This is a genomic window from Bradyrhizobium sp. CCBAU 45394, assembly GCF_028128655.1.
GTDB classification, from domain to species: domain Bacteria; phylum Pseudomonadota; class Alphaproteobacteria; order Rhizobiales; family Xanthobacteraceae; genus Bradyrhizobium; species Bradyrhizobium diazoefficiens.
On record NZ_LBIX01000160.1, the window covers coordinates 56,703 to 81,872 of the forward strand.

The 25,170-nt window shown below is 61.3% G+C and carries 23 protein-coding genes and 2 pseudogenes; 15 read left to right on the top strand and 10 right to left on the bottom strand.

The features are described from left to right. The first annotated feature begins 1 nt into the window (after nucleotide 1). Nucleotides 2-436, top strand: a complete 435-nt coding sequence (locus WN73_RS19345; RefSeq protein ID WP_271554358.1) for a DUF3147 family protein — start codon at nucleotides 2-4, stop codon at nucleotides 434-436. On the opposite strand, the gene WN73_RS19350 is transcribed toward WN73_RS19345, so the two are convergent. Then, entirely contained in the window at nucleotides 433-1,884 is a 1,452-nt protein-coding gene (locus WN73_RS19350; RefSeq protein WP_271554359.1) for a carbohydrate porin, read from the bottom strand. The genes WN73_RS19345 and WN73_RS19350 overlap by 4 nt on opposite strands. 179 nt (nucleotides 1,885-2,063) lie before the next feature. Here WN73_RS19350 and WN73_RS44695 point away from each other — a divergent pair. The 7 genes and pseudogenes from WN73_RS44695 to WN73_RS44415 form a co-directional block, all read left to right on the top strand. Next, a pseudogene (locus WN73_RS44695) lies at nucleotides 2,064-2,951 on the top strand (PAS domain S-box protein); the annotation flags it as partial. 48 nt (nucleotides 2,952-2,999) lie between these two features. Next, a pseudogene (locus WN73_RS44700) lies at nucleotides 3,000-3,810 on the top strand (PAS domain-containing protein); the annotation flags it as partial. Between the two features lie 2 nt (nucleotides 3,811-3,812). Beyond that, nucleotides 3,813-4,355, top strand: a complete 543-nt coding sequence (locus WN73_RS44705; RefSeq protein WP_442870115.1) for a sensor histidine kinase — start codon at nucleotides 3,813-3,815, stop codon at nucleotides 4,353-4,355. Continuing rightward, nucleotides 4,352-4,834, top strand: coding sequence for a response regulator (locus WN73_RS19360; protein ID WP_271554363.1), 483 nt, complete (start codon nucleotides 4,352-4,354; stop codon nucleotides 4,832-4,834). The genes WN73_RS44705 and WN73_RS19360 overlap by 4 nt, the downstream gene beginning before the upstream one ends. Nucleotides 4,835-5,535: 701 nt before the next feature. Further along, nucleotides 5,536-6,123 carry a DUF2934 domain-containing protein gene (locus tag WN73_RS44405; RefSeq protein ID WP_333937976.1) on the top strand — a complete coding sequence of 196 codons (588 nt, stop codon included), beginning with the start codon at nucleotides 5,536-5,538 and terminating at the stop codon, nucleotides 6,121-6,123. A 439-nt stretch (nucleotides 6,124-6,562) separates the two neighbouring features. Then, nucleotides 6,563-6,988 (top strand): alpha/beta fold hydrolase, encoded by a 426-nt coding sequence (locus WN73_RS44410; protein ID WP_333937977.1) that lies wholly within the window; start codon nucleotides 6,563-6,565, stop codon nucleotides 6,986-6,988. Beyond that, nucleotides 6,964-7,449 (top strand): alpha/beta fold hydrolase, encoded by a 486-nt coding sequence (locus tag WN73_RS44415; protein WP_333937978.1) that lies wholly within the window; start codon nucleotides 6,964-6,966, stop codon nucleotides 7,447-7,449. The genes WN73_RS44410 and WN73_RS44415 overlap by 25 nt, the downstream gene beginning before the upstream one ends. A gap of 437 nt (nucleotides 7,450-7,886) precedes the next feature. On the opposite strand, the gene WN73_RS19380 is transcribed toward WN73_RS44415, so the two are convergent. After that, nucleotides 7,887-8,069, bottom strand: a complete 183-nt coding sequence (locus WN73_RS19380; RefSeq protein ID WP_271554365.1) for a zinc ribbon domain-containing protein — start codon at nucleotides 8,067-8,069, stop codon at nucleotides 7,887-7,889. Nucleotides 8,070-8,294: 225 nt separating this feature from the next. Continuing rightward, a complete protein-coding gene (locus tag WN73_RS19385; protein WP_271554367.1) occupies nucleotides 8,295-8,453 on the bottom strand; it encodes a hypothetical protein in 159 nt (52 codons plus the stop codon). A gap of 172 nt (nucleotides 8,454-8,625) precedes the next feature. On the opposite strand from WN73_RS19385, the gene WN73_RS19390 reads away from it, so the two are divergent. Continuing rightward, nucleotides 8,626-10,539, top strand: coding sequence for a diguanylate cyclase (locus WN73_RS19390; protein WP_271554425.1), 1,914 nt, complete (start codon nucleotides 8,626-8,628; stop codon nucleotides 10,537-10,539). Nucleotides 10,540-10,771: 232 nt separating this feature from the next. Here WN73_RS19390 and WN73_RS19395 read toward each other — a convergent pair whose 3' ends face one another. The 6 genes from WN73_RS19395 to WN73_RS19420 form a co-directional block, all read right to left on the bottom strand. Further along, nucleotides 10,772-12,271, bottom strand: coding sequence for a CoA-acylating methylmalonate-semialdehyde dehydrogenase (locus WN73_RS19395; protein ID WP_271554369.1), 1,500 nt, complete (start codon nucleotides 12,269-12,271; stop codon nucleotides 10,772-10,774). A gap of 37 nt (nucleotides 12,272-12,308) precedes the next feature. Further along, on the bottom strand, nucleotides 12,309-13,793 hold the full coding sequence (locus WN73_RS19400) for an ABC transporter ATP-binding protein (RefSeq protein ID WP_442870116.1): 1,485 nt from the start codon (nucleotides 13,791-13,793) through the stop codon (nucleotides 12,309-12,311). Nucleotides 13,794-13,863: 70 nt separating this feature from the next. Continuing rightward, complete coding sequence (locus WN73_RS19405) at nucleotides 13,864-14,790, bottom strand: ABC transporter permease (protein WP_271554371.1); 927 nt, start codon at nucleotides 14,788-14,790, stop codon at nucleotides 13,864-13,866. Between the two features lie 3 nt (nucleotides 14,791-14,793). Further along, nucleotides 14,794-15,870, bottom strand: coding sequence for an ABC transporter permease (locus tag WN73_RS19410; RefSeq protein ID WP_271554373.1), 1,077 nt, complete (start codon nucleotides 15,868-15,870; stop codon nucleotides 14,794-14,796). Between the two features lie 9 nt (nucleotides 15,871-15,879). After that, a complete protein-coding gene (locus tag WN73_RS19415; RefSeq protein WP_271554375.1) occupies nucleotides 15,880-16,992 on the bottom strand; it encodes a BMP family ABC transporter substrate-binding protein in 1,113 nt (370 codons plus the stop codon). A 23-nt stretch (nucleotides 16,993-17,015) separates the two neighbouring features. Continuing rightward, nucleotides 17,016-17,984 (bottom strand): dihydrodipicolinate synthase family protein, encoded by a 969-nt coding sequence (locus tag WN73_RS19420; protein ID WP_271554377.1) that lies wholly within the window; start codon nucleotides 17,982-17,984, stop codon nucleotides 17,016-17,018. Nucleotides 17,985-18,157: 173 nt separating this feature from the next. Between WN73_RS19420 and WN73_RS19425 the strand changes: the two genes are divergently transcribed. Further along, complete coding sequence (locus tag WN73_RS19425) at nucleotides 18,158-18,970, top strand: FadR/GntR family transcriptional regulator (protein WP_271554379.1); 813 nt, start codon at nucleotides 18,158-18,160, stop codon at nucleotides 18,968-18,970. 60 nt (nucleotides 18,971-19,030) lie between these two features. On the opposite strand, the gene WN73_RS19430 is transcribed toward WN73_RS19425, so the two are convergent. Next, the gene (locus WN73_RS19430; RefSeq protein ID WP_271554380.1) at nucleotides 19,031-19,198 is read right to left on the bottom strand and encodes a hypothetical protein; all 168 of its coding nucleotides are present in this window, start codon (nucleotides 19,196-19,198) and stop codon (nucleotides 19,031-19,033) included. Nucleotides 19,199-19,834: 636 nt separating this feature from the next. On the opposite strand from WN73_RS19430, the gene WN73_RS19435 reads away from it, so the two are divergent. The 5 genes from WN73_RS19435 (at nucleotide 19,835) to WN73_RS19455 (ending at nucleotide 25,132) form a co-directional block, all read left to right on the top strand. Further along, nucleotides 19,835-21,271 carry an ABC transporter substrate-binding protein gene (locus WN73_RS19435; protein ID WP_271554382.1) on the top strand — a complete coding sequence of 479 codons (1,437 nt, stop codon included), beginning with the start codon at nucleotides 19,835-19,837 and terminating at the stop codon, nucleotides 21,269-21,271. 59 nt (nucleotides 21,272-21,330) lie between these two features. Next, nucleotides 21,331-22,257, top strand: coding sequence for a carbohydrate ABC transporter permease (locus WN73_RS19440; protein ID WP_271554384.1), 927 nt, complete (start codon nucleotides 21,331-21,333; stop codon nucleotides 22,255-22,257). Further along, on the top strand, nucleotides 22,254-23,093 hold the full coding sequence (locus tag WN73_RS19445) for a carbohydrate ABC transporter permease (RefSeq protein ID WP_271554386.1): 840 nt from the start codon (nucleotides 22,254-22,256) through the stop codon (nucleotides 23,091-23,093). Before WN73_RS19440 ends, WN73_RS19445 begins: the two co-directional genes overlap by 4 nt. Before the next feature lie 10 nt (nucleotides 23,094-23,103). Further along, entirely contained in the window at nucleotides 23,104-24,207 is a 1,104-nt protein-coding gene (locus WN73_RS19450) for an ABC transporter ATP-binding protein (protein WP_271554388.1), read from the top strand. Nucleotides 24,208-24,505: 298 nt separating this feature from the next. Continuing rightward, the gene (locus WN73_RS19455; protein WP_333937979.1) at nucleotides 24,506-25,132 is read left to right on the top strand and encodes an SMP-30/gluconolactonase/LRE family protein; all 627 of its coding nucleotides are present in this window, start codon (nucleotides 24,506-24,508) and stop codon (nucleotides 25,130-25,132) included. Nucleotides 25,133-25,170: the final 38 nt, after the last annotated feature.

A 25,170-nucleotide genomic window follows, 5' to 3' on the forward strand; every position in this document is an offset into this window, starting at 1 on the left:
CATGGTTGTCCATTTCAAATTTTCCGCACTCAAGCAGGGACGACCTTACGAATATATTGTGCGTTTTGCATTGGGCGGGTTGGCAACCGTGGTGGCGGGGCTTGTCGCTAACTGGGCAGGGCCGGAGGCTGGCGGGGTGATGCTGGCCTTTCCGGCGATCTTCTGCGCCAGTGCGACCTTGATCGAGAAGCATGAACGGGTGCGCAAGGAGAAACACGGCCTGCGTGGCGAGCGACGCGGAAGGGCTGCCGCAGCACTTGATGCCGCCGGAGCCGGCTGGGGAAGTCTGGGCCTTGCCTGTTTCGCGCTCTTCATCTGGCAGGGACGCGTTTTACAGGCCGCGCTCTGCCTCGCAGCGGGTTCGCTCGTCTGGTTCACGGTCGCCGTCCTCATGTGGCGCCTACGGCGCGAACTACGTTTCGGAAGTCCCTCCTAAAATTTAAGAGTCGTCCGCAAGCCGAACACGGAAGCATTCTTGAGTGGCGTTCCGGCTAGAGGTCCTGAAGGGTTCGTTGCTCCTCCACCGGGGTGAATGATGTACTGAAAATTGGGCTGCAGCGTCCAGCCGTCCCGGATCTGGTACTGATAGACGGCGGTTAGAAGGCCTTCGAAGTTTCGCATGGGCCAGTTGGGATTGACGAGAGCACGATAATCAGCGTCAAGCGCATGCGCGCGCTTTGAGACATGTGCATAGCCGGCCGCAATGCCGAACTTGTCGTCCGGCCGTGCATCGCTGAGGCCGATGAACTCGATACCGGTGTCCGCATAGAGATCGATCAGATTGCGATCAGCTGGTGCGCCGGCGACACGGGTAAAAAAGCCGATGCCACGATCGTCGCTTTTCGGTATGCGATAGAGCTTCTGCTCGAAGACCATCCAGCCGCCGATGTCGCCGGACAGCAGCAGGGGCTCGCCGCTGCTGGCGGGCGATGCCAGTGAAGCGGCGTCGGATGCGAAACGCTGGTCGGCAAAGCTACCCAAATGACGCCAGGCGCCAAATTTGATTTGGCCGGCAGGGTTTTCATCGCCCTTTTTGTTATTCCAGGCGTACTGGATCTGTCCGAGCAGCAGGGGCGGATCGTTGATGCGGAAGTTCACGCCATAGCGGTTACGCTCCTGAGGATCGCCCGGCCCAGGCCCCGCTTGGTCGCCGTCGAAAATGCCGCCGAGGACCGACAGTTGCTCGGTGACATTTACGAGCAACCTCATACCCATGGCCGCCAACGGAGGCGACGGGCCGCCGCTGGGCAAATCGAGCGAAGTAATTGCCGGCCAACCCATCGAGGCATTGGTGAAGACATCAGTGTATTTGGTGTTGAAGAACTCGCTGTCGGCTGCCAGCTGGCCGAACTTCAGCGAGACTTTCTTGTTGCCCCACTGCTTCTCGAAGTAAGCCTCGTACAATCGGGTCGAGGGCAGAGCTTCGATGCCGCTAACCACGAAGAAGTTCTGCAGATTGCTGCGCGATAGCCCATCGCCGTGAATCTGGAACATGTTGGCGTGGAAGGTGAGCTTGTCGATGCCGGCGAGCTTCTCAAGATCGACATCGACGGCAAGGTTCAACCGGCCTTCGTAGATCGCTCCTTGCTTCAGCCCGCCGGACGAATTGCCGAGGCCTTCCCCGATATAGGTCGCGGCAAACTTGACGCCGTATTTCTGAAGAGAGTTCGGCAATAAGCCGAGGGTCTTTTCCTCAACGGTGCTCTCGCCCGTGTCTGGGTCCGCCGGCTTGTCGTCATCCGTCTTTTTGTCCTCTTGTGCGAAGACATTCCCGGCTGCAAGAAGGCACGCGGCAACCAGCGTCAGACTGCAGAGGTGACGGATTTGAAGCACTGCCGACACTTGGTAAGCCCAGCCAAGGAGACCCTTTTCGAGGATGGGCATGTTCGAAGACTGGTTTCAAGTCGCCGACGCCAATTCACAACGGATGTTTTGTGCGTCGCGGCGCCCTCCTAAGGAACTCTTGTTCCAAAAGTGCGTTTCATAACGCTTTGCACAGCCTCGGCAGACCGAGCCGGCAAGGACGTCAGGCGAGATGCCGCGGCGCGGGAGGGACGACGCCAATGAACATCCAAAATCGGGCACCGTCCGGCCGTGACGATCTGGAGCCATTGGCCCACGTCGATGCACGTCTTGCCGCAACCTACGAGCATGTCGGCGCGGGCATCGTTGAAGTGGACGGGAATGGCCGCATGTTGCGGGTCAATCAGCAGCTCTGCGAACTCACGGGCTATTCAGCTGCCCAACTGCTCGGCCGAACAATTTTCGGGGAGACGCATCCGGAAGATGTGTCGGAGGATCGCGATCAATTCCAGCGCCAGCTCGCGGGCGAGTTCGAGCGTTACAGCATCGAAAAGCGCATTGCCCGCAAGGATGGCGGCCATTTCTGGGCCCAGGTGACGTCGTCGAGCGTCCGCGACGCTGACGGGCGCTTTCTTTATGCGGTTCGCGTTCAGCACGACATCACCGACCGCAAGCGGGCTGAAGAGGCACTCGCACGTCGCATGGAAGAACAGGCGGCGCTGTTTGCCTTTTCGGAGCGATTGCAGCACTGCACCTCGTCCAACGATTGTTACGAGGCCTCGCTTGATGCCATCACGCGGGCCCTGGCTTGCGAACGGGCATCAATCCTCCTGTTTGACGAGGCGCAGATAATGCGGTTTGCGGCCTGGCGCGGTCTTTCGCAAGGCTACCGGCAGACGGTCGAGGGGCATTCGCCTTGGACGCCGGACGCGCATGATCCGCAACCCATAGGCATCGATGACGTCGCGAAAGCTGATCTGCCGGACGCGTTGAAGCGGACCATTCTTGAGGAAGGCATTCAGGCAGCCGCCTTTATTCCCATTCTGCAGGATGGCCGCCTCGCCGGCAAATTCATGGCTTATCACAGGCTTCCTCATTCCTTCAGCGAGGCCGAGATTGATGTCGCGCTGGTCCTTGCGCGGCTGCTGGGCTTCAGCCTTGCCCGCCTTGCCGGCGAGGAAGCGCGCCGGGTGGCTGAACGCGATGCGCGGCAACTCGCGGCGATTGTCGAATCTTCCGACGATGCGATCGTCAGCAAAAATCTCGACGGAATTATACAGACCTGGAACGAAGGCGCTGAACGGCTGTTCGGGTATCGCAAGGAGGATGTGATCGGGCGGTCGATCATGCTGCTGATACCCAAAGATCGCGAGGGTGAAGAGGCCGACATTCTCGCTCGGATCAGGCGTGGCGAACCCATTCACCACTATGAAACCGTGCGCCGTCGCAAAGATGGAGGCATGGTCGATATCTCGCTGACAATATCGCCGATACGGGATCGCAACGGTCGCATTGTGGGGGCCTCGAAAATCGCACGCGATATCAGCGGACGGAAACTCGCGGAAGAGCGCCTCCGGGAAAGCGAACGGCGATTGCAGGAGCTGCTCGCGGCGATACCGGCGGCAATCTATACAACAGACGCGGCCGGCAAGATCACTTACTTCAATCAGGCGGCGGTCGAGCTCGCAGGCCGCACGCCGGAGCTCGGTACAGATGAATGGTGTGTCACCTGGAAACTTTACTGGCCGGACGGAACACCGTTGCCTCACGACCAATGTCCGATGGCCATTGCCTTGAAGGAAGGCCGATCTGTACGGGGCGTCGAAGCGGTTGCCGAGAAACCGGACGGGACGCGCGTTCCCTTCATCCCCTTCCCGCCCCCCTTGCGCGATGCCTTCGGAAACGTCACCGGAGCCATCAACATGCTGGTGGATTTGAGCGAGCGCAAGCAGGCCGAGACACAGCAGCGGCTGCTGCTGAATGAGCTCAATCACCGTACCAAGAACAACATGCAGGTGCTGCAAGGTCTATTGCAGGGTGCTGCGCGGAGCGCACGCAGTGAGGAAGCGCGCCAGGTTCTCGAGGAGGCCTCCCGCCGCATCGCCGCGATGGCGGCGGCACAGCGCGTGCTTTATGGCACGACGGATGCGACCCGCTTCTCCGCCGAACAGTTTCTCGGAGCGGTGGTGGAAACGGTACAGCAGACATTGCCAAACAATGCGAGGATCGAGCGCTCTCCAGCGACGGGCGTGCTGTCCAACGATATCGCCATGCCGCTCGCTCTCATCCTCAACGAACTGCTGACGAATGCTGCCAAGCACGGCATCGAGGATCCGGAACGGAATGGCATCCGCGTGACGCTGAATGAACGGGATGGAGAGTACGAGCTTGAGGTGGAGGATGACGGCCCTGGTTTTGAGTTGAGCGCCGTTCAACAGAACTCCTCAGGCCTACGTCTTGTGCAGGGTTTAGCCCGCCAATTGCGCGGGGAATTGGAGGTGACACGCGCCCCTTCGCGCGCTCGCCTGCGCTTCGCGACGACCAGCTCATGACGCCTTCGGACTCCGAGAAACATGGCAACGCGTCCAGGTCTGGCGACGCCGGTGATCAGCCGGTTGCTTCGGAGACCGGGAACGTAGCGAAAGCGGCGCAGCAAAGGCCCGCGATCCTTATTGTCGAGGATGATTTCCTGATTGCGATGGAGGCGGAGAGCACGTTGATCGCGGCCGGCTTTCAAATCATCGGCATAGCCGCCACGGCCGAGGAAGCCATTTCGCTCGCACGGGCGCATAAACCCGCGATCGCCATCATGGATATCCGCCTGGCTGGCCGTCGCGACGGCATTGACGCCGCTGGCGATCTCTACCGCGAGATCGGCGTGCGCTGCGTGTTTGCAACGGCCCATGACGATCAGCAGACGCGGGCGAGAGCCACGCCATTGTCCCCCCTCGGCTGGCTGTCGAAGCCCTACACCATGACGTCGCTGATCAATCAGGTTCGCGAAGCCATCGCGAAAGCGAGTTCAAGGTGATGTCTCTGCGGCGTCTGTCTCCGCGAACTGAATAGTTCAGGTCGTCTCAAGCCGACGCATAAGCAACTCGCGCTCGTGAGCTTGCGGTACCTTTTTCAGCCTCAGCTCGAAGGCGCGCTGCTGCTTGGTCGAGACGATCTGGAAAGAAAGGAAGTTCTTGAAACGGCGTCGCTGCGTGGCGCTGCTCCAGTTTGGGTTACTGGCGGGAGCGCAACCGGCGATCTCGTCACCGATGGAAGCCGCGGCCCGGACGGAGATGGTTCGTTAACGCGCGCATTCCCGGTCGAGTTCCGTGCGCTTGTGCACACAACTCAGGCCCACGCCACAGCCAAATTCATTGGATAATTGAGGAAACAGGGCGCTCGGTTGTCCCGATCAAGGTCAGGCATGATTGTCAGCTTTATTGCGCGGCTTTCATCTTCATCTTGCTTGGGAGAATACTGTCCCCAGCACCTTCATTTGGCGTGGTCATTGCAGGGCCGCTCGTTATAGCGAGGGTCATTCACACCGAAGCTGTCGCTCCAATCCCACGCCCGATCTGAACGATATGAGCAGCGCTGACGTTCTGCGCCCGAACGCTCCGTCGCTCGCGAGCCTTGAGGTTCATTCCGCATGCTTCCTGAGTCTTGCGGGCGGCAAGACAAGGACCCCTAAAGCGAACAATCCTCGACGTCCGGCGTCATCCATTGCGGAGCTGCGTGATGGACCACCTGGCCGAACTTGAAAGATTGCAACATCAGCTTGAATTGGCCAATCGAGCGATCGCGTTGATTGGCGACCGGGAAACCGTGGAGCGACTGGAAACGTTCGCCCGCGAGATCAGAGAGAGGCTCGCGGATTTGCGGGCGGCAGTGGCGAGGGGGAAAATCAGCAGACGCGCCCATGCGCTATGGCAGGAAGCCGGCCGGCCGGAAGGACGTGACCTCGAATTCTGGCTGCGCGCTGAAAGCGAGGGGCCGGGCGAGAGCCGCAATCTATGGGACGCGACAGCGCCCGTTTGGAACCGCTCGCGGGCCGACGACTTGAATCCGCGGGCCGGTTTTCCCGCCGATTGCCGGTCTGCACGGCCCTTGCCTCTATCCCCAAATGTCCCCCAAGGCGAGGCCGTGCTTGGTCGGGAGGTCCGCATGCCTGAAGTTTACGAGGACGCTATCCGCGCACGCGCCTACAAGCTCTGGGAAGATGCGGGCCGCCCTGAAGGGCGCATCGACGAGTTCTGGCATGAGGCCGAACGCCAGCTCAAGGAAGAGCAGGTCCGGCACGAATTGAAGACGCCCGATACTCTCTGATTCCGTTGACCGGGCGCGATTGTCTCGCGCATCTGCGGTTCGACCCTCCGCACTTTCTCCAATGCGCTCGCACGTGCAAGTGAGCAATTGTCTGCGCTGAAGGAGCTAGGCGCCCGCGCGAGAAGACTTAAGTGCGTTAGATTTGCGCAAAATCCACGTGGCGTTGATGGAAAGGCCAGACCCTCCAGTTGACCGATTAGGTCAAATAAGGGCCAAAAAAATGAAGGCATGTCGGGAAGTGCGGGCCGCCATCGTCCTTGGGAATGACTGATAGTAAACGGGGCCGCCATCCACGGAGGCAATAACGTGTCTAGTCGGCATTACCGCCCGGCAGTTCGGCATAAGGGAAGGTCGAAGGTCGCCCGATTTCCGACACTTGCGCCAATAGCTGCCTATGGCAGGGGAACTATCTGACGTGTCTCCCGGCGGAGGGTAAGTAATGTTCCTGGGATTCAGTTCACATCTGATCGAAAGTCGGACTGGCGACATTTTCGTCTTCCGAGGCGGAGCGGGACCTCCGGTGCTTCTGCTTCACGGTTTCCCCGAAACACACATGATGTGGCGCACCATTGCCCCGCTGCTCGCTGTCGACTTTTCAGTGATCTGCGCCGATCTTCCGGGCTATGGACGGAGTGCTTGTCTGCCCGACGAGCCGCGTACGCGATACTCCAAGCGCTCGATGGCCCAGGCGCTGGTCGAGGCAATGGCTACACTTGGCCACGATCGCTTTGCGGTCGTGGGACATGATCGTGGTGGTCGTGTCGCGTATCGGATGGCGCTCGACCGCAAGTTTGTCGTAAGCAAACTCGTCGTCCTTGACGTGATCCCGACAGGGATGCTGTGGACCGAGCCGATGCGCGCCTGACGCTCAGTTTTTGGCCCTTCTCGCTTCTGGCCCAGCCAGAGCCATTGCCAGAGCGGCTGATCGGCTCCTGCCCAGAAGCGGTGATCGACAATGCGCTCGCCAGCTGGGGATCGCCGCCCCACGTCTTCCCACCGGACATAAGAACCGCCTATGTCGAGGCACTGAGCGACCCCGCCCACATTCACGCGATATGTGAGGAATATCGTGCGGCAGCATCGATCGACCGGGACCACGACCGAGAGGATTTGAAAGCCCGCAGACGAATCGCTTGCCCGCTGCTCGCGTTGTGGAGCGAAATGGGAGGATTAAATAGCTGGTATCTGGACGAGGGGGGCCCGCTCGCGATCTGGAGGGCGTTGGCTGACAACGTAGAGGGTGGTCCCGTTGCCGGTGGTCACTTCTTCCCGGAGGAGAATCCTGAGGATACCGCCAATCGGTTGCGAGCGTTTCTCTTGTCCTGAACTGGCGGCGCGCTCGCCGACGTGTTCCGGCGGACTGCCGCTTGGAAGTTTGAGGACGTGCCGGACGATCTGAGCGCACTCTGACCGCCGGCAAATCCGGGTCACTCGTCGCACCGACCGACGACATCTCTCGGTTCGAACAAGCTCCGTGCGGTCTCGATCTGCGCGATCAACCTGTCGATTTCCTCGCGCTCGTTTGGCCCGGGATCGCTCGCCAGTTGCGCTAGGAGCCGTTCCTTCCTCGCAAGCAATTTCGCGAAGGTCGACATAGCGTCGCCGGCCTGATGTTCTGCAGCGGCATCATTCAAATAAGTTGGTGCGCCGGACGATCCCGCCAGTCCTGTTGCCGGCACGGATGACCCACGCGGGTTGGACGGCCACAACCCCTGAATGGAAGACGGATGGACAACCGGCCTCGGCGCCGGATTCTTCGGAAGCTACTTAGCCGGCGGGCGCAGCGGGCTGTCCGCCCATTTTTGGGCGGCGGGGTCGTACAGCGGATCCTCCTCGCAGGCGGGACAGACGTATCGCTCGCCGCCTCGGCCCGTCTCGTCGGGGACGAGCTTCATCGCCTTCCCGCAGTGCGGACACCGCTTCCGGATGAGGTGCAGCTCGGACATCTGAATTTTCCTGCCACGCCCAGCTTAGTGCCGCAACGAGCGCTCGCTCAAGGGAAATCGCGAAGCACGCCACAGCGAACGATGCCGCTTGACGCCGCCGATGTTATCAACTTCATCCGTCGGTAGCGTTGGTGGGGTGACTCGCCATGGCGCTGAAGTGCGTTGCCGTTGCGCACCGTCCCGCCGGCCACCGCCCTACCCGGATCGGGCAAGGCTTGCGGGACCTCACCCCTCCTCGTCCTTGGCGGCTTGAGCGCGCCGTTCGTATTCATCAGCCAGCGCATTGAGGCGCTCCGCGGTCTCCTGATCTTTAATCGAAGCCACCGGGCGCCGGCACCTTTGGGCCTCCGCGAGCAATCGGGTCTTCTCGTCTTCCATAGGCATCCAACCCGCTCCTGGCGATCCGGTTGCTCCTGGTTAATGGGCGCTCACCGTAACGCGTAAGATCCCGGACACCACGATGAAGCAACGCTTACCCGATGGCCGCATCCTGCCGCGGTCGCAACCAGCCATTAAGGCCTGGGTGGGACCTTGCGCGAAAAGGAGCCACGGTCCGATGCCAAGCAGCCGCCGCGAGGTCGAGAAAGCTCGCTTCCCGTTTTGGGCGGCGGCCTTCGTCGCGTTGGCTTGCGTGGCCATTCTGGCGTTGAGCGGATGGCGCGAGTGGGAGTCCCGCCAGGTCGAGCTACGCAACGCGGAAGTCGACATGGCCAATCTGGCCCAGTCGCTGACGCAGCACGCCGAAGACACGTTCGAGCTCGCGGACACCATCCTCGCTGGAATGGTCGACCGGATGGAGGTGGGCGGAACGAGCCCGGCCGCCGTCGCGACGATCCAGAGCTTCCTGCAAGCCCGCAAGTACAACAGACAACGCATCCGCGGCATCTTCGTCTACGATGAAACCGGCCGCTGGCTCGCTACGACCGAGGAGGTCGACTTCGCTGGCCTCAACAACAGCGACCGCGACTACTTTCAGCGCCATCGCGCCTTGGCAGATCGCGGGACATTGCTAGGTCGTCCGGTCAAGAGCCGGTCCGGGGGACAGTGGATCATTACCGCGTCGCGCCGCTTCAATCACCCCGACGGCAGTTTCGCCGGCGTGGTGCTGACGAGTGTCGACGTCGCCTATTTTACGCAGTTCTACCGCCGCTTCGACATCGGACCAAACGGTGCAGTCTCCCTGCTGACCGCAGACGGCATCATGCTGGCCAGGAGCCGCGACGACGACGGCGCCTACGTCGGGCGCGACATGTCGGGTTCGCCGTTGTTCCGGACGATGGGCGAGCGGCCGGATGCCGGAGCCTACTACTTCAAATCTCCGTTGGACGGCCAGAAGCGGCTGAGCTTCTATCAGAAGAGCAGCCGGTATCCGATCCTGGTTTTGGCGACCAAGGCGCAGAGCGACGTCCTCGCTCCATGGGGGCGGCAAGCGTTCATGCGCTTTGGCATCGTCACCGGTCTGACTCTGTCGATCGCCCTGATCGGTTTTTTCCTGGTGCGTTACCTTTCGAAGGGGCAGCGCATGGCCGCAGCCCTTGTCGCCAAGGAGGGGGATTTCCGCCTGATCGCCGAGCAGTGCAGCGACATCGTGATGCGCGTCGGGCTGGACGAGCGCATTCTCTACGCGTCCCCGTCATGTGCCCGCATCCTTGGCTGGGACCCCGTCAGGCTGCTGGGGACCTCGGCTCTTGCCGGCGTCAATCCGGAGGACCGACCCCGTCTGGAGCAGGTCGTTGCGGCATTGAAGGCCGGAGAGGCCGAAGAGGCGCGCATCATCTATCGCGCAAATCATCGCCAGAAGATGGAGATCTGGGTCGAGACGGCGCTGCGGGTCACCCGATCATCGGAAACCCAAGAGATCGATGGCGTGGTGGCGATCTCGCGCGACATGACCGAGCAGAAGGACCTGCAGGACAAGCTCGCCGCGCTCGCCACGTCCGACGGCCTCACCGGCATCGCCAACCGCCGCCATTTCGACGACTGTCTCGCCGAGGAATGGGCGCGAGCCAAGCGCGACGGCACGCCCCTCTCGTTGCTGCTGGTGGGTGTCGATCACTTCAAGAAATTCAACGATCAGTATGGCCATCAGGCCGGCGACGCCTGCCTGCGTGTACTGGCGCGGATGCTTGCTGCGCAGGTGCGCAGGCCGGCCGATCTAGCGGCCCGGTACGGCGGCGAGGAGTTCGCGCTGCTCCTGCCGAACACCGACGCAGAGGGCTGCGAGCTAGTCGGTGAGAATGTGCGCCGGGCGCTCGGCGACCTCGGCATGCTGCACGCGCTGAACCCCCCGTCCAAGATCGTCACGGTGAGTCTCGGTGGCGCGGCCAACATGCCCTCTCAGGGCGCGATGGACTGCGGCTCCCTGGTGGCAGCGGCCGATCGCGCGCTCTATGCCGCCAAGGACAGCGGCCGTGATCGCCTCGTGATGTCGGGACAGGTGGTAGCCTGGCCCGGCGCCAGAAGCGCCTGAGACTGCCGCGGCCTCCGGCAGTTTTGAAATGAAGCCGATAGAACCCGGCTCCCTAGCAGCGAGAGCGCGCGACCTACCTGGCCCGACCGCGACTGCTCCCGAATTCCACAAGCCATCCCGACGGAGAAAACGGCATCTCGGGCCATCTGCGTCAAAACAGATCCTAGGACGCCGCCGATCACGTGGTGCAGGCAGCGGTCCGGTTTGCGCCGACGGCAGTATCCGGGCGCCATCATGACATGGTTGGCATGACGAATTCCGCCCCGGCCCGTATTCCGGTTGGCCAACGGCTTGTCACTGTCTTCATTCGCGTATTGAAGCGGACGCCTTCCGGTCCATGCATGTGATGATCGCCGAAGATCGACGCTTTCCATCCACCGAAGGAGTGGAAGGCCATCGGCACTGGAATCGGAACGTTGATGCCGACCATGCCGACCTTGATCTGGTGAGCAAATTCACGCGCGGCATCGCCGTCACGCGTGAAGATCGATGTTCCGTTGCCGAATTCGTGCTCATTGATCAGCCGCGCGGCAGTTGCATAATCCGGCGCTCGCACGACCGAGAGCACTGGCCCGAAGATCTCCTCCTTGTAGATCTTCATGCTCGGCTTGACATGATCAAACAACGTCCCGCCCAGAAAAAAGCCGCTCTCATAGCCCTGCATCCTAAACTTGCGTCCGTCCACGAGCAGCTTCGCCCCGTCCGCGACGCCGACATCGATGTAGCTTCGGACCTTCTCCAGATGCTGCTTCGTGACAAGAGGACCCATCTCGGCCTCGGGATCGGTACCCGGCCCGACCTTCAGGCCTCGAACCTTCGGCTCCAAGGCGGCGATCAGCTTATCCGCGGTCTTCTCGCCGACCGGTACCGCAACAGAAATCGCCATGCAGCGTTCGCCGGCGGAACCGTAAGCGGCGCCCATCAGCGCATCGACCGCCTGATCCATATCGGCATCGGGCATCACGATCATGTGGTTCTTGGCCCCACCAAGCGCCTGGCAACGCTTTCCATTGTTCGCGGCGGTCGAATAGATGTACTGCGCGATGGGCGTGGACCCTACGAAGCTGACCGCCGAGACGTCTGGATGATGCAGCAGCGCATCGACCGCATCCTTATCGCCCTGCACCACGTTGAAGACGCCATCCGGCAGGCCGGCTTCCTTGAGCCATTCCGCCATGATCAGCGAGGCGGACGGATCACGTTCCGACGGCTTCAGGATGAACGCGTTTCCGCAGGCGAGCGCGACCGGAAACATCCACATCGGGACCATGACCGGAAAATTGAAGGGCGTGATTCCAGCGACCACTCCGAGCGGCTGGCGCGTGGAATAGCTGTCGACGCGGGTCCCGACATTCTCGGTAAGCTCGCCCTTGAGCAACTGCGGGGCAGCCGTCGCAAACTCGACCACTTCCATCCCACGCTGAACTTCCCCGAGGGCGTCGGAATGAACCTTACCGTGCTCTGATACGATCACGTCGGCGAGCTGTCCTGCGCGGTCTTCAAGGATCCGCAGAAAGCGATTCAACACGCGAGCCCGTCGCAAGGGCGTCGTATCGGCCCAGCCCAGCGCAGCCCGGCTGGCCGCAGCCACGGCGTCCGCCACATCGGTCGCGTTGGCGGCCGCGACAGAACCCGTCTGCTCGCCCGTTGCCGGGTTGAAGACAGGCAACCTGCGTTCCGTACCGCCTGGCACGCGCTTGCCATTGATGAAATGATTTATCTGCGTAACCACGAGCAGTCTCCTTGTACGTTCCGATACGCGCCTTAAGTCAGGCCGCTTTCATTCCAGCCATGTATTTTCCGATCACGCGCTTGTCGGCACGGTCGGCCGAAACCTCATGGACAATGCGCCCCCCGCTCATGACGAGGATTCTGTCGACCAGACCAAGCAGCTCGTCGAGGTCTTCCGAGATCAGCAGCACCGCGGCGCCGCCGTTCCGTGCCTCGACGATCCGGCGGTAGGTCTCTTCGCAGGCAACGAAATCAAGTCCGAACGTCGGATTGGACGCGATCAGCAATCGGACGTCTTGGGTGAGTTCTCGCGCCAGAAGCGCCCGCTGCACGTTGCCTCCGGACAGCGCGCTCATGCTCGCCGTCAAGCCGGGGGCTTTGACACGAAATTGCTTCACGAGCTTCTCGGCCTGCTCCGCGAGCGCTCGGTAGTTCATCGCAATACCTCGACAGAGCGGCGCCCGATCGAAGTTGCGCAGGGCAAGGTTCTCCGCCAGCGACATCCGATCGATGCAGGCGTTCTTGAGCGGCTCCTGCGGCAACCCGTAAACGCCGAGGCGGGCAATTTCTCTTCGCGTACCGTTGAACGCGGCGCCGGATACGACGATTGTACCACTGCGATTCCGCTGTCCCATCAAGGTCTCGACCAACTCCAACTGGCCGTTCCCGGACACGCCGGCAATCCCGACAATTTCGCCTTCACGAACCTCGAGCGAAAGGTCCTTCACGACCGCTAGTCCGTTGTCCCCGTTCACGGAGACCTCCTTGATGGAGAGCACAATGTTAGTCTTCGGCCCCAATCTCGGCGTGTGCTGGACGGTCTTGCTCACGGGTTCGCCGATCATTGCTTCGGCCAGCGCGTCGTCCGACAGATCGGCGACCGCTCCCGTTCGGACCGATGCACCGCGCCGCAGCACCGTGACGTCGTCAGCGTATCGACGTACTTCATGAAACTTGTGGCTGATCAAAACGGCGCTGAGATCGCCCGCCTGCGTCAGGCTGCGAACATAGCCGAGCACCTCATCGGCTTCTGCCGGCGTGAGTACGGACGTCGGCTCGTCCAGGATAAGAAGCTTGCGCCCGAGATAGAGCTGCTTGACGATCTCGGCTTTCTGCCTCTCGCCCGCAGAGAGCTGCGAAACTCGCACATCGAGCGGAACGTGGAACGGAAGCTTCTTGGTGACGTCCGCCAGCCGCTTCAGCTCGCTTTGCCAGTTGACGTAGGCCGGCAGTCTCGCGCCGCTGACAACGAGATTCTGCGCGACCGTCATGGACGGAACCAGCGTGAAATGCTGATACACCATGCCGATGCCGAGCGCGTCGGCATCCTTCGGCGAGTTCAGCCTGTGCTCGCGCCCGTTGACATGGATATGGCCATTCTCCGGATGGTAGAAACCCACGAGACATTTGACCAACGTGCTCTTTCCGGCGCCATTCTCCCCGAGCAGCGCATGGACAGTGCTCGACCGGATCAGCAGCGACACGTTGTTCAGAGCGAGATTCGCTCCGAAACTCTTCGTCATGTTCAACAGTTCGACTTGCGGAGCGGTCATCGGACGATCCTCAGGGGATGTATTCCTGTCACAGCGTTTCTCATCGGTGCAGCTTGAGTTCGCCGGGCGCATCGGCGAACGGAGCCGCGCGCGACGTCGAGGCCACCATGATCGCCAGCGTCAGGATGTAGGGAGCCGCGTTGAACAGGTAATAATAGCCGGTGACGCCAACACCCTGCAGCGCCGGCCCGAGGGCGCCTGCACCGCCGAACAGAAGTGATGCGCCGAGGGCGTTGATGGAACGCCAACGCGCAAAGATGACGAGCGCCACCGCCATGATGCCCTGCCCGCTGGACAGACCCTCACTCCAGCTCCCGGGATATGAGAGCGACAGGAAGCTGCCACCGATGCCTGCGAGGAAGCCGCCGGCCATCGTCGCGATGATGCGCACCCGCAATACCGGAAAGCCAAGCGCGCGTGCCGCATCCTCGCTGTCTCCGACGGTGCGCAGCATCAGTCCCCAGCCAGTCCTGTTCAGGAAGACATAGACTGCAAAGGCCAATAGAATTCCGACAAGGAACAGCGCGTTCACGTCCAACGCTGCTCGCACTTGCGGCATGCTCGACCAGAATCCGAGAGATATCGAAGCAAGCGCTGGCGCCTTGGGTTCGATCAGGGGTTTGCCGAAGAAGAACGCCAGGCCTGTGCCGAGCACGATGAGGCTGATACCGATCGCCGTATCGTTGACGCGCTTCACGCTGCAGAGAAGACCGTGCAGCAGGCCGAAGGTGGTTCCGGCCAGTCCCGCTGCGAGCACGCCGAGCCAGGGCGAACCAGAAAGATAGGAGCCCCCATATCCCGCCATGGCGCCCAGCATGAGCGTGCCTTCGAGACCCAGGTTGATGCGCCCCGATTTTTCGGTGATGAGCTCGCCGATGCTGACGAAGATGAAGGGCGTGGAAACACGGATCGCTCCTCCCAGAATTGCGAGTGGCAGCGTGAGCCAGCCGATTGATGTCACGTCCATGCTTTACCTCCGCGTGTTTTCTCGGAGTTGTTGCGCAATTGCATCCGCAACGAGGACGCAGACGAAGATCAAGCCCTGAAACACCAGCATCGTCGCGTCGGGAAGCTCGAGGCGCCGTTGCAGCAGGCTGGCACTTGCCTGCATGCCGCCGATCAAGAGCGCGACTGCGACAATCGCGAGCGGCTGGTGACGCGCCAGGAACGCGACAAGGATTCCGCTGTAGCCATAGCCAACGATGAGTGAGGAGTTGGCCGTCCCCTGCACGGCCGCCACTTCGATCGCGCCGGCAACTCCCGCCATTCCGCCGGCCACAAACGTCGCACCGATGACCCAGCGATTCACGGCCAGGCCGACCATCCTCGCGACCCTGGCGCTACCGCCGACCACGCGTAGCGCAAAGCCCCACCGTGTGTAGCGCAGCACGACGTGGGCGATGATGGCCAGCGCCAGGCTGACCGCAAGCCCGGCATGAACGCCAACGCCCGGCAGCATGGGCAACATGTAGGACGGATCGATCGGATGGGTCGACGGCTTGTCCAGGCTCGCCGGATCCCGGAGCAGGCCTTCCGTCAGATGGTGAAAGATCGCGATCCCTATGTAGGACAGGAGCAGGCTCGAGATCGTTTCATTCACACCGCGATATTGCCGGAGCACAGCGGCCAGACCGAACCAGAGTCCTCCGGCGAGAGCGCCTGCGGCTAACATGATGACTTGCATCGGAAGTGCGTGCGCCCCCGCAAACGGCAACGTCACGACGGCCCCTGCAAGTCCTCCGAGCACCAGAGCCCCCTCGCCGCCGATGATCACCAGCCCTGCCTGCGCAGGTATGGCAACGGCCAAGCCAACCAAGATCAACGGTGCGGCCCGCGACAAGGTATCCTGCCAGGCGAAGCTGCTGCCGAAGCCGCCTTGAACGATCAAGCCGAATACCGTGAAAGGGTTCTGCCCATACAGGGCAACGAAGGCCGCGAAGACCGCCGATGCAAGCAGCACCGCCAGGACGGGCAAGGCCACGCTGAGCTGGGCTGCGGTTCGCGGCTGGCCCGAAGGCACGGACTCGACTCCCGAGATCGAAGACAAGCTCGCCTCCTAGACTTGGCCGATGATTCCCTCGACGAGGTAGTTGATGCCGTCGAGGACACGGTCGTTGCTGTTCTGCATGACGCCGGCAGGAACAACGACGTTGCCCTTGTTGTCCTTGAGTGGACCGCTGTAGATCACGAGCGTGCCGCCGATAAGATCTGCTCTTGCCTTCTCGGCCGCAGCGCGGGCCTCGGGCGTGACGAGCTTTCCGAAAGGACTGTTCTTGACGAAATGGTCGGAGATGCCGGCACGCAGATAGTGCTCGGGCTTTTTGCCACCCCGGACGCTGCCGGCATACACAAGATATGGCGTGATCCAGTTCCATTCGGCTCCTGTGAGATAGCCGTTGGGAGCGACATCCGCCTGGCTCGAATGGTAGCCGCACGACATGACGCCGCGCTTCTCGGCCGTCTCGATCACCACCTTCGGGCTATCCACCTGGGCCGCGATGACGTCGGCGCCCTGGTCGACGAGCGTATTCGTCGCCTCCGCTTCGCGCACGGGAAGCACCCAATCGCCCGTGAAGATGACCTGCACCTGAATGGCGGGATCGACCGAACGGGCGCCGATCGCGAACGCGTTGATGCTGCGCAGAAGATTGGGCGTCGGCTTTGCAGCGACGAGGCCGATCTTCTTGCTTTTCGTCATGTGGCCCGCGACGATTCCCGAAATGTACTGCGCCTCGAAAATGTAGGCGTAGAACGTGCCGATGTTTTCGGGCATGCCCGCTGTCCAGACGCCGCCGGTGTGAGCGAAGGTGACATCCGGATATTTGGCCGCCATCTCCAGAACGTGAGGCTTGAAGTAGCCGAAGGACGTCGCCAGGATGAGCTGCGCGCCATCCTGGCGGATCATCCCTTCCATGCTGCGCTGGGCGGCGATCGTTTCGGGAACGCGCTCCTCTTCGACCACCTTGATGCCGGGTAGCTTCTTCAGCGCGGCTGCGGCCTGCGCATGAGACTGGTTGAAGCCATAATCCTGTTTTGAACCGGAATAGAGGATCCCGACCGTAAGGGGCGTTTCCGCGTGCGCAGCCTGAATATCGAGAATGAATGGTGCGGAGCCGGCAGCGGCCAGCATCTGAAGGAACGAGCGACGGTCGAAGGGTCTCAAGGTCATTTTTCTCTCCCTGGATGATCAGGCTATGACGAGGTTCGTTCGGCGGCAGAGAGCATGCCTGGCGCCTCGCATGCGACGAGGTCTGCTTCCAGTTCTCTCCGTTCGGCGGCGGACAGGGGGGTGACGGGCGAGCGCACGGCGCCACCGGCAATGCCGACCAGATCGCACCAGTGCTTGACCGCCGCGTTCGGCATGTGACCGCGCTTCAGCGGGTCCATGATCCACTTGTTGAAGACGGCCCGTTGCGGTGCGAGTGACGCGCAGATGCGCGCCGCCTCTTCCGTTTGTCCGGACGCCAGCAGCGCCACGTAGTTCGCGATCGGACGAAAGTCCCCGCGTTGGTAAAGGTAAGGCTCAGGGTCGGCATACAGGATCGACTGACCTTCGCCCTGCATGTTGACGAAGAAGTTTTCTTCCAAAGGATCGGAGACGAGCACGCCATTGCGCGCGGCTTGGCGAAGCGCAGCGTTCTCGGCTGTAGTGCCGGTCGTCTTCAGCAGCTTGAGATTGGGCAGCGAACAAAGCTGCGTGAAAACGGCAGGATCCAACGGGCTGCCTGCAGCGGTTCGGGCGTTGAAGATGACGATCGGCATCTCCAGACGTGTGCAGATGTGGTGCAGATATTCGAACTGCTGCGCAGGGGATCGCGGCCCTGAGGTCGGGACCATCAGCACGGCGTGACTGACGCCGAGTCGACGCGCGTGCTCGCCAAGCTCGATGGTCTCTTCAACCGAAGGACCCGAGATCACCACCGAGATCCCGAGACGGCCTCCGGCCTCATCGGCGATCACTTCGACGACGCGCTGCCTTTCTTGCAGCGTGAGCGACCAGACCTCGCCGATCAGTCCATTGCAGAACACCCCCGCCAATCCGGTTGCGATGTAGTGCCGGACGTTCCGACGGATCCCGGCCTCGTCGATGGCGCCGGAGTCGTCGAACGGCGTGTGAATCGCCGCCCAGATTACAGGGATTTCTCGCCCCATCACCATCATGGTCCCTCGCCCAACGATCCGTTTTATTCTATTTATCATGATAAACCGGATTTGCATGAATATGCAGACCGTGGGAGAAGTGTCAATCGGCGACTCGAATCTTTTCTTCGGCGCGCTGCGCGATCCGTGGACGGATGTGCCGCCAACTTGCTGATCGCTCTGGAGATTTTCGGATGACGACGGAACTGGAAAAAATGCCGAAGCCACCAGGCCGGCTGAAAATTCAAAAGCGCGCCGATCTCGTTACCGAGGAGATCAAGCAGTTGATCACGCAGAAGAATCTTCTCCCGGGAGCCAAACTTCCGATGGAAAAGGAGCTTCAGCGGCTGTTTTCGGTCAGCAAGAGCACCATCCGCGAGGCGCTAAAATCGCTTGAGGTCCAAGGACTGATCACGGTCAGCACCGGTCCTACCGGCGGCGCAACGATTATCGAGGTGCCACTCGCGCGCACGTTTCAACTGTTGCAGAACTATCTGTTCTTCAAGGAAGTCAGCATGGAGGACATCTATGCAGCGCGCCGATTGCTCGAGCCGGAACTGGCCGCCGGCTCGGTGCCATTTCTTTCCGACGAGCAGCTCGATGCGCTCGAGCACAACATCGAGACCTGCCAACCGACCTCGCAGGAGCCCTCTCTTCTGGTCCGCCAACGCCAGGCGGATCTGGATTTTCACGACATCCTGGCTGCAGCAAATCCCAATCCCTTCCTGCGCTTCGCATGTGAGCTGATCAACGAAATGCTCCGACGCCTGGTCGTCTTCAGCACGCAGACGCCTCCGGAAGAACACACGAAATTCGGGTGCGCCAACGTCAAGATTCATGCGGAGATCGCGAAAGCCGCTCGCGCGAGAGACAGCGAGCGCGTGCGTGCGCTCATGAAGGCGCATATGGAAGAGGCTTCCGAGTACGTGAAGCGTCTGGACGGCCGACTCGATGGACGACTGATCCTCGACTCGGAAATGGCGCCGCGCCCGCGACCGCTCTCCTAACGAGGTTTGCCGACCCAGCACGACCTGGTGAGTTCGCGCTTTTGGCACCTTGTCGAAGCGTTAGGCCGCCGTCTTGGTAATGGCTACAAACGCGAACGCCCGTACGTCGGCGCTGTCGTGATCGCCGCGAGCGGGCGGATCTTTATGCTTGGCGGCGATCTCGATCTGTGCGCTGGCACCGCGCGCGAGCAATTGACGAGTTGACTGCGACGTACGATCGACGGCCATTATTTTGTGATCCAGCGTTTGACCAGCATCGATGCGCAGTGATCGCCACAGGCGCGGCGGTGGACTAAGCCTGCTCTACGCCGCCTACATTGCAGTGGCGGTCGATGATGCCCGCGGTCTGCACTCGACAACGGCGCTGAGCCTGACGACCGATGGCGGCAGCACTTGGTTCGTATCACGCATGCTTAGCAACGACGTGCGCAGGAGCGCCGCCTCGCAGATAGAACTAGGCGGTAGAGCAAGTCCGAACTTGTCTTGCTTCTGAGAGCCGCAGGCTGGACAGGTGAATGTAGCTCACCCATGCCTGCAAAGTTCTCATTTGTCGAAGAGTTCTGCGACAACGCAGACTAGCTCAAAATCAGAGCTAACAGCGTTTTTAGGGAGGATGCGTGCTTCAAGGAAGCCAAATCGCGTTCATTCGGGAAGCCTAGTCTGGCTGATGCAGACCTGGCCGAAAGATGCCTGAGCGGCAATTCTCGCCATAGATGAATGGATTTGCCCGCAGCATCGGTTCCGCCCGACCGAGCTCGCGCTGCGGGGCGATATCCGCACCTGCTGATCAGCCAAAAGTTCACGTGAGAAGCGCTCCAAAGCCGCCTGCCGGTCTGCGGACGCCCAGGAGAGGAGGAAGATGGGATGAAGTTCAGGACGTTTCTCGGAGCGGCTGCTGTCCTAGCGCTCACTGGTGCCTCGGCGCCTGCCGCCGATAAGGATGCTGCCGACATCGCGGTCGAAGCAGCAAAGAAGTATGCGGGCACGACGATCAGCATCGTCTGGGAGGCCGGTCTCCAATCGCTCGACCCACTGAATTACTCGGGTCCCAAATGGGAGAAGCTCACCGGCATCAAGGTGAAAGTGGTCGAAGTGCCCACCGACCAGATGTTCACCAAGATCATGCAGGATTTCAAATCGGGCGCCGGAGCCTACGACGCGCTGAACGTCATTCCGTCCTGGATGCCTGATCTTGCGCGCGCCGGCGCGCTTGAGCCACTCGACAAGTATGTCGACAAATTCGGCTATCGCGACGAGTTGCAGGACATCGCGGCGGCCTACCGCGACAACCAGATGCAGTACGACGGGAAGATCTTCGGCTTTCCGGACGACGGCGACGTGATGCTGCTCTACTACCGCAAGGACATCTTCGAGGATCCGAAGGTGAAGGAGGAGTTCAAGGCCAAGTTCGGCTACGAACTTGCACCGCCGAAGGACTGGAAGCAGTTCGACGAGATCGGTCAGTTCATCACCGACAAGACGGCGCCCAAGGTTTACGGCGCCGGCTTCTTCCGCACCGCGCCATATCCGCAATACATGTTCCAAGAGCGTTTCCGCATGGAGGGCGGCAAGTTCTTCAATGCGGAGACCATGAAGGCGACGGTGAATGGCGAAGTCGGCCTCAAGGTGTTCAAGGAAATGCTGGCGGAAAACAAGTTCATGCCGCCGGGCGTGGAGCAGTGGAATTTCGTCGACAATCTCGCGGCATTCCTCCAAGGCACGACCGCGATGACCATCTCCTGGCCGCCGTACGGACGCTGGGCTGCGGGCTACGGCTCGGGCGAAGAAGCGCTGAAGTGGGTGCCGAAATCGCAAGTCGCCGGCAAGGTCGGCTACGCGCTCACGCCTCTCGGCCGTCCGGAGCTTGGCGTCGGCTTCGACTTGTCGGTGTCGGCCACCAGCAAGAACAAGGAGGCGGCCTATCTCTTCATCCAATGGCTGAACAGCAAGAAGACCAGTCTCGAGCGCGTCCAACTCCCCTATACGCTGCGCGATCCGTTCCGCCTCTCGCACTATGCGAGCGAGAAATACCGCGCGCTCTGGCCTGACGCCACGGCCTATCTCGATACGATCAAGACATCCGGTGAGAAGGGCCTGCTCGATCTCTCCCTGCTGCAGCAGGACAAGTACGACGAAGCGATGACCAAGGCGATCTCGAGCCTTTGGGCCGGCGAAGATCCCAAGGCCATTCTCGACCGCATGGCGCAACAATTCGATGCCATCACCGACAAGGTCGGCGTCGACAATCAAAAGGCCGTCTACAAGGTCTGGGCGGCCAAGCCCGGCGCCTATCCCCAATAGCTGCTTTGGACACCGCATGGGAGGCATCGTCCTCCTATGCGGTGTCGTTTCCTGGACCTATGATGACGCTTTCCGCAAGTCTCAACGGTGCCGAGCAACGCCGCCCGAGCCGCCTCGGGCGCATGCTCGAGGATCGCCTGCCCTATCTCATCGTCGCACCGGCCATTCTGATCCTTCTCCTGGTCGGCTTGTTTCCCCTGATCTACTCGCTCATCGTGAGCCTCCAGCGCATCACGATGACCGAGAACGACACGTCCTTCGTTGGCCTCTTGAACTATGCGGAGCTGTTCAGGGATGCCCGCCTCTGGGCCTCGCTCGGCCACACCGTCATCATCACCGCGGTCGCCCTCCCCCTCGAGCTGCTGATCGGTTTCCTGATGGCGCAGCTCTTCATCGATCGCATGCCCGGACGCCAGCTCTTCGTCGCGCTGCTGGTGCTTCCGACTGTGATCTCTCCGATCGTCGCGGGAGCGACCTGGCGGCTGATGTTCGACGTTCGCTTCGGTCCGGTCGGTGAGATCCTGAGCTTCATCGCGGGCGAGCCGGTGCGAATCCTTTGGACGGTCAATCCTGTCTACGTTTATCCGGCAATCATCATCTGCGAGGTCTGGCAGTGGTCGCCCTTCATGTTCCTGCTGCTGCTCGCGGCGCTATCGAATGTCGACCAGTCGCAGCTCGAGGCTGCGGAGATCGATGGCGCATCATACCTGCGCGTGCTCCGCGCGATCGTTCTGCCGGCCATCGCCCCCGTGGTCGCCGTCGCTTGCCTGATCCGGGGCCTGGACCTCGTCCGCATCTTCGACATCATCTGGGCTCTTACCGAAGGCGGTCCGGGCTCGATGACCGAGACCGTCTCGCTCTACACCTACGTCCAGGGCTTCTCGCAATTCGAGACCAGCTATACGGCCGCGATCTCGTTTTTGGTGATTGCGCTGCTCACCGTTATCACCACCCTGGTCCTCAAGCGCATGGAGCTTGCGCGATGAAGGTCGGCAGACTTCCAGCGAGAAAAGCCCGCATCCTGGCGCTTCGCTATCTCGGCGCCGGCGTCGTAACGCTGCTGTTCCTGTTTCCGGTCTACTGGCTGTTCATGATTTCGTTCAAGACGCCGGACGAGATCTATCATGTGCCGCCCTTATGGATCCCCGGACAGATCCAGTTTTCGAACTATTACGTGCTGTTCAAGGACGGTGACGTCCTGGCCATCCTGAACAGCCTGATCGTCGCCGGCGCTAGTTCCGGCATCGCGATCGTTCTCGGAACGCTGTGCGCCTACAGCCTCGCCCGCTTCGGCACCGGCGGCGAGAACCTCGCAATGTGGATCATTTCCCAGCGCATGATCCCGCCAATCGCGGTCGTCTTCCCGATCTTCCTGATCTACGTCTATTTTGGTCTCGTCGACGGCTACTTCGGGCTGATCCTGCTCTACACGGCGTTCAATCTCCCTTACGTCATTTGGATGATGCGCGGCTACATCGTCGACGTTCCGCTGGAGCTCGAAGAAAGCGCTCTCGTCGATGGCCTGAACCGATGGGAAGTGATCTGGAAAGTCGTCTTTCCAATGGTGCGCGCGGGACTCATGGCGACGTCGGTCTTCACCTTCGTCTTCGCCTGGAATGACTTCCTCTTCGCGCTGGTGCTCACGCGCACTGAAGTCATCACGTTTCCCGTCATGCTGACGCACTACTTCGGCGGACAATCGAATTTCTGGGGAAAGATCGCGGCGATGTCCGTATTGGGGACCTTGCCGATCTTCGTCGCAGTCTCGGTGATGCAGCGCTATCTCGTGCGCGGCATCTCCTTGGGAGCAGTCAAGGGTTAGGGAGAGCGGAGTGGCTGATGTCAAGCTGTCCGGGGTGCACAAATACTATGGCAACGTGCACGCGGTTCGAGGTGTCGATCTCACCATCGCCGACGGCGAATTCGCAGTTCTTGTAGGACCATCGGGCTGCGGCAAGAGCACGCTCTTACGAACAATAGCCGGTCTTGAAGACCCGGACGGCGGAACCATCACGATCGGTGGGGCGGTGGTCAACGATCTGCGCCCGCGCGAGCGCAACATCGCGATGGTATTTCAAAATTACGCGCTCTACCCCTATTTGACCGTCAACGAGAACATCGCCTTCGGTCTGCGCGCCCGCAAGACTCCAGAGATCGAGATCAGGAAGCGGGTCAGCGAAGCCGCCGACATGCTCGGCATCGGAAATCTCCTGCAGCGCTATCCGCGTCAGCTCTCCGGCGGACAGCGTCAGCGGGTGGCCATCGGACGCGCCATCGTCCGCAAGGCGGACCTGTTCCTCTTCGACGAACCGCTCTCGAATCTCGACGCTCAACTGCGCGACGAGATGCGGACCGAGATCAAGCGTCTGCATCACGAGATCACGACGACGATGATCTACGTCACCCACGATCAAGTCGAGGCTATGACGCTCGCCGACCGCATCGTGCTGCTCCGCGATGGAAAGATCGAGCAGCAAGGGGCCCCGCTTGAACTGTTCGAGCAGCCCCGTACGGGCTTTGTGGCTGGCTTCCTCGGGTCTCCGTCGATCAACCTCGTCCCGGCGACCCTCAAGACAAGCGGCGGCTGCGCCGCAGTTGTGTTTCAGTCCGGCGGTGCGCTGACGCTTCCGAGCGCAAGAGCCAAATTGCTCACAGGTGCGGATGGCCAAGAAGTTCTCGTCGGCATTCGACCCCAGCACTTCAGCCGGGCTGGCGGCGGACCTCTGCGCGACGGGGTGGTCTCCTATTCGGCCGTTGCCGATCTCATTCAGCCGACGGGGACGCGTACATTCACCACCATCAAGATCGGCGGCGTCGATGCGGTCGCGGAGCTCCAGGCTCATGACGTCGGCAGCCATGGCGAGCGGATCGATCTCGCCATCGACCTCAATCGCGTGGTGCTGATCGATCCGGCCAGCGGCCTGGTCATCTCGTAACGAGCGCCGGCAATCTGGAGAAAGGGAGGAAAAAATGGCGTCGAGACTGTTTGCCACCGGAATTGGAGCTCCGGAGGGGCCGGTGTGCCTGCCCGATGGATCGATGTATGTGACCGAAATGTCAGCGTCGACCCTTTGTGTTACACGGCTTGATCCTCGCGGCAATCGCAGGGTCATCCGGACGACGGGTGGGCGTCCGAACGGGTTGACGACTGACGGCGACGGTCGGATCTGGATCGCGGAAGCAGGCCTCCGGGCGCTGATTTGCATCGACGAAGGCGGAAACGAGATCCGGCGAATGCAGGGCAAAGGTACGGACCGCTTCCTGTTTCCGAACGATCTCTGCTTCGGTCCGAATGGGCTGCTTTACATGACCGACTCCGGCATGGCGGCTGAAGATTTCATCAACGGCCAGGCCTTCGTCGACGGTTATATGGACCTTGATTGGGACGGTCGTGTGTATGAGATCGATCCGGCGGCCATGAAGGTCGTACGCGTGCTCGATCGCAAGATCCGCTTCACCAACGGCATTGCTTTCGGTCCCGACGATCACCTCTATGCCAACGCATCCTTTACCGGCGAGATCTACCGATACGACGTGCTTGGCGAGGCCGCGCCGAAACGGGTGGTTTTCGGCAACGTCCTGCAACCGGACGCCAATCCCGATTTCAAGGGGCCGGATGGAATGGCCTTCGGCACGGACGGCCGGCTTTATTGCACGGTCTACAACCAGAAGAACGTCACGGTGCTGGACCACCGGGGTGAGGTCGCCGACCGTCTGATTCTGGACGGGCCGCAGCCGACGAATTGTGCTTTCGCGCTCGAAGGCAAGAAGCTGCGCGTCACCGAAGTCGGCAAGGGCCAGGTCGAGGAGATCGATATGCCCTGCGAAGGCTTGCCGCTGCATCTGCCGAAATTCGCCTGACGAGGTGCCTCGCGGTTTTGTCCCGCGAGGCGTCCCGC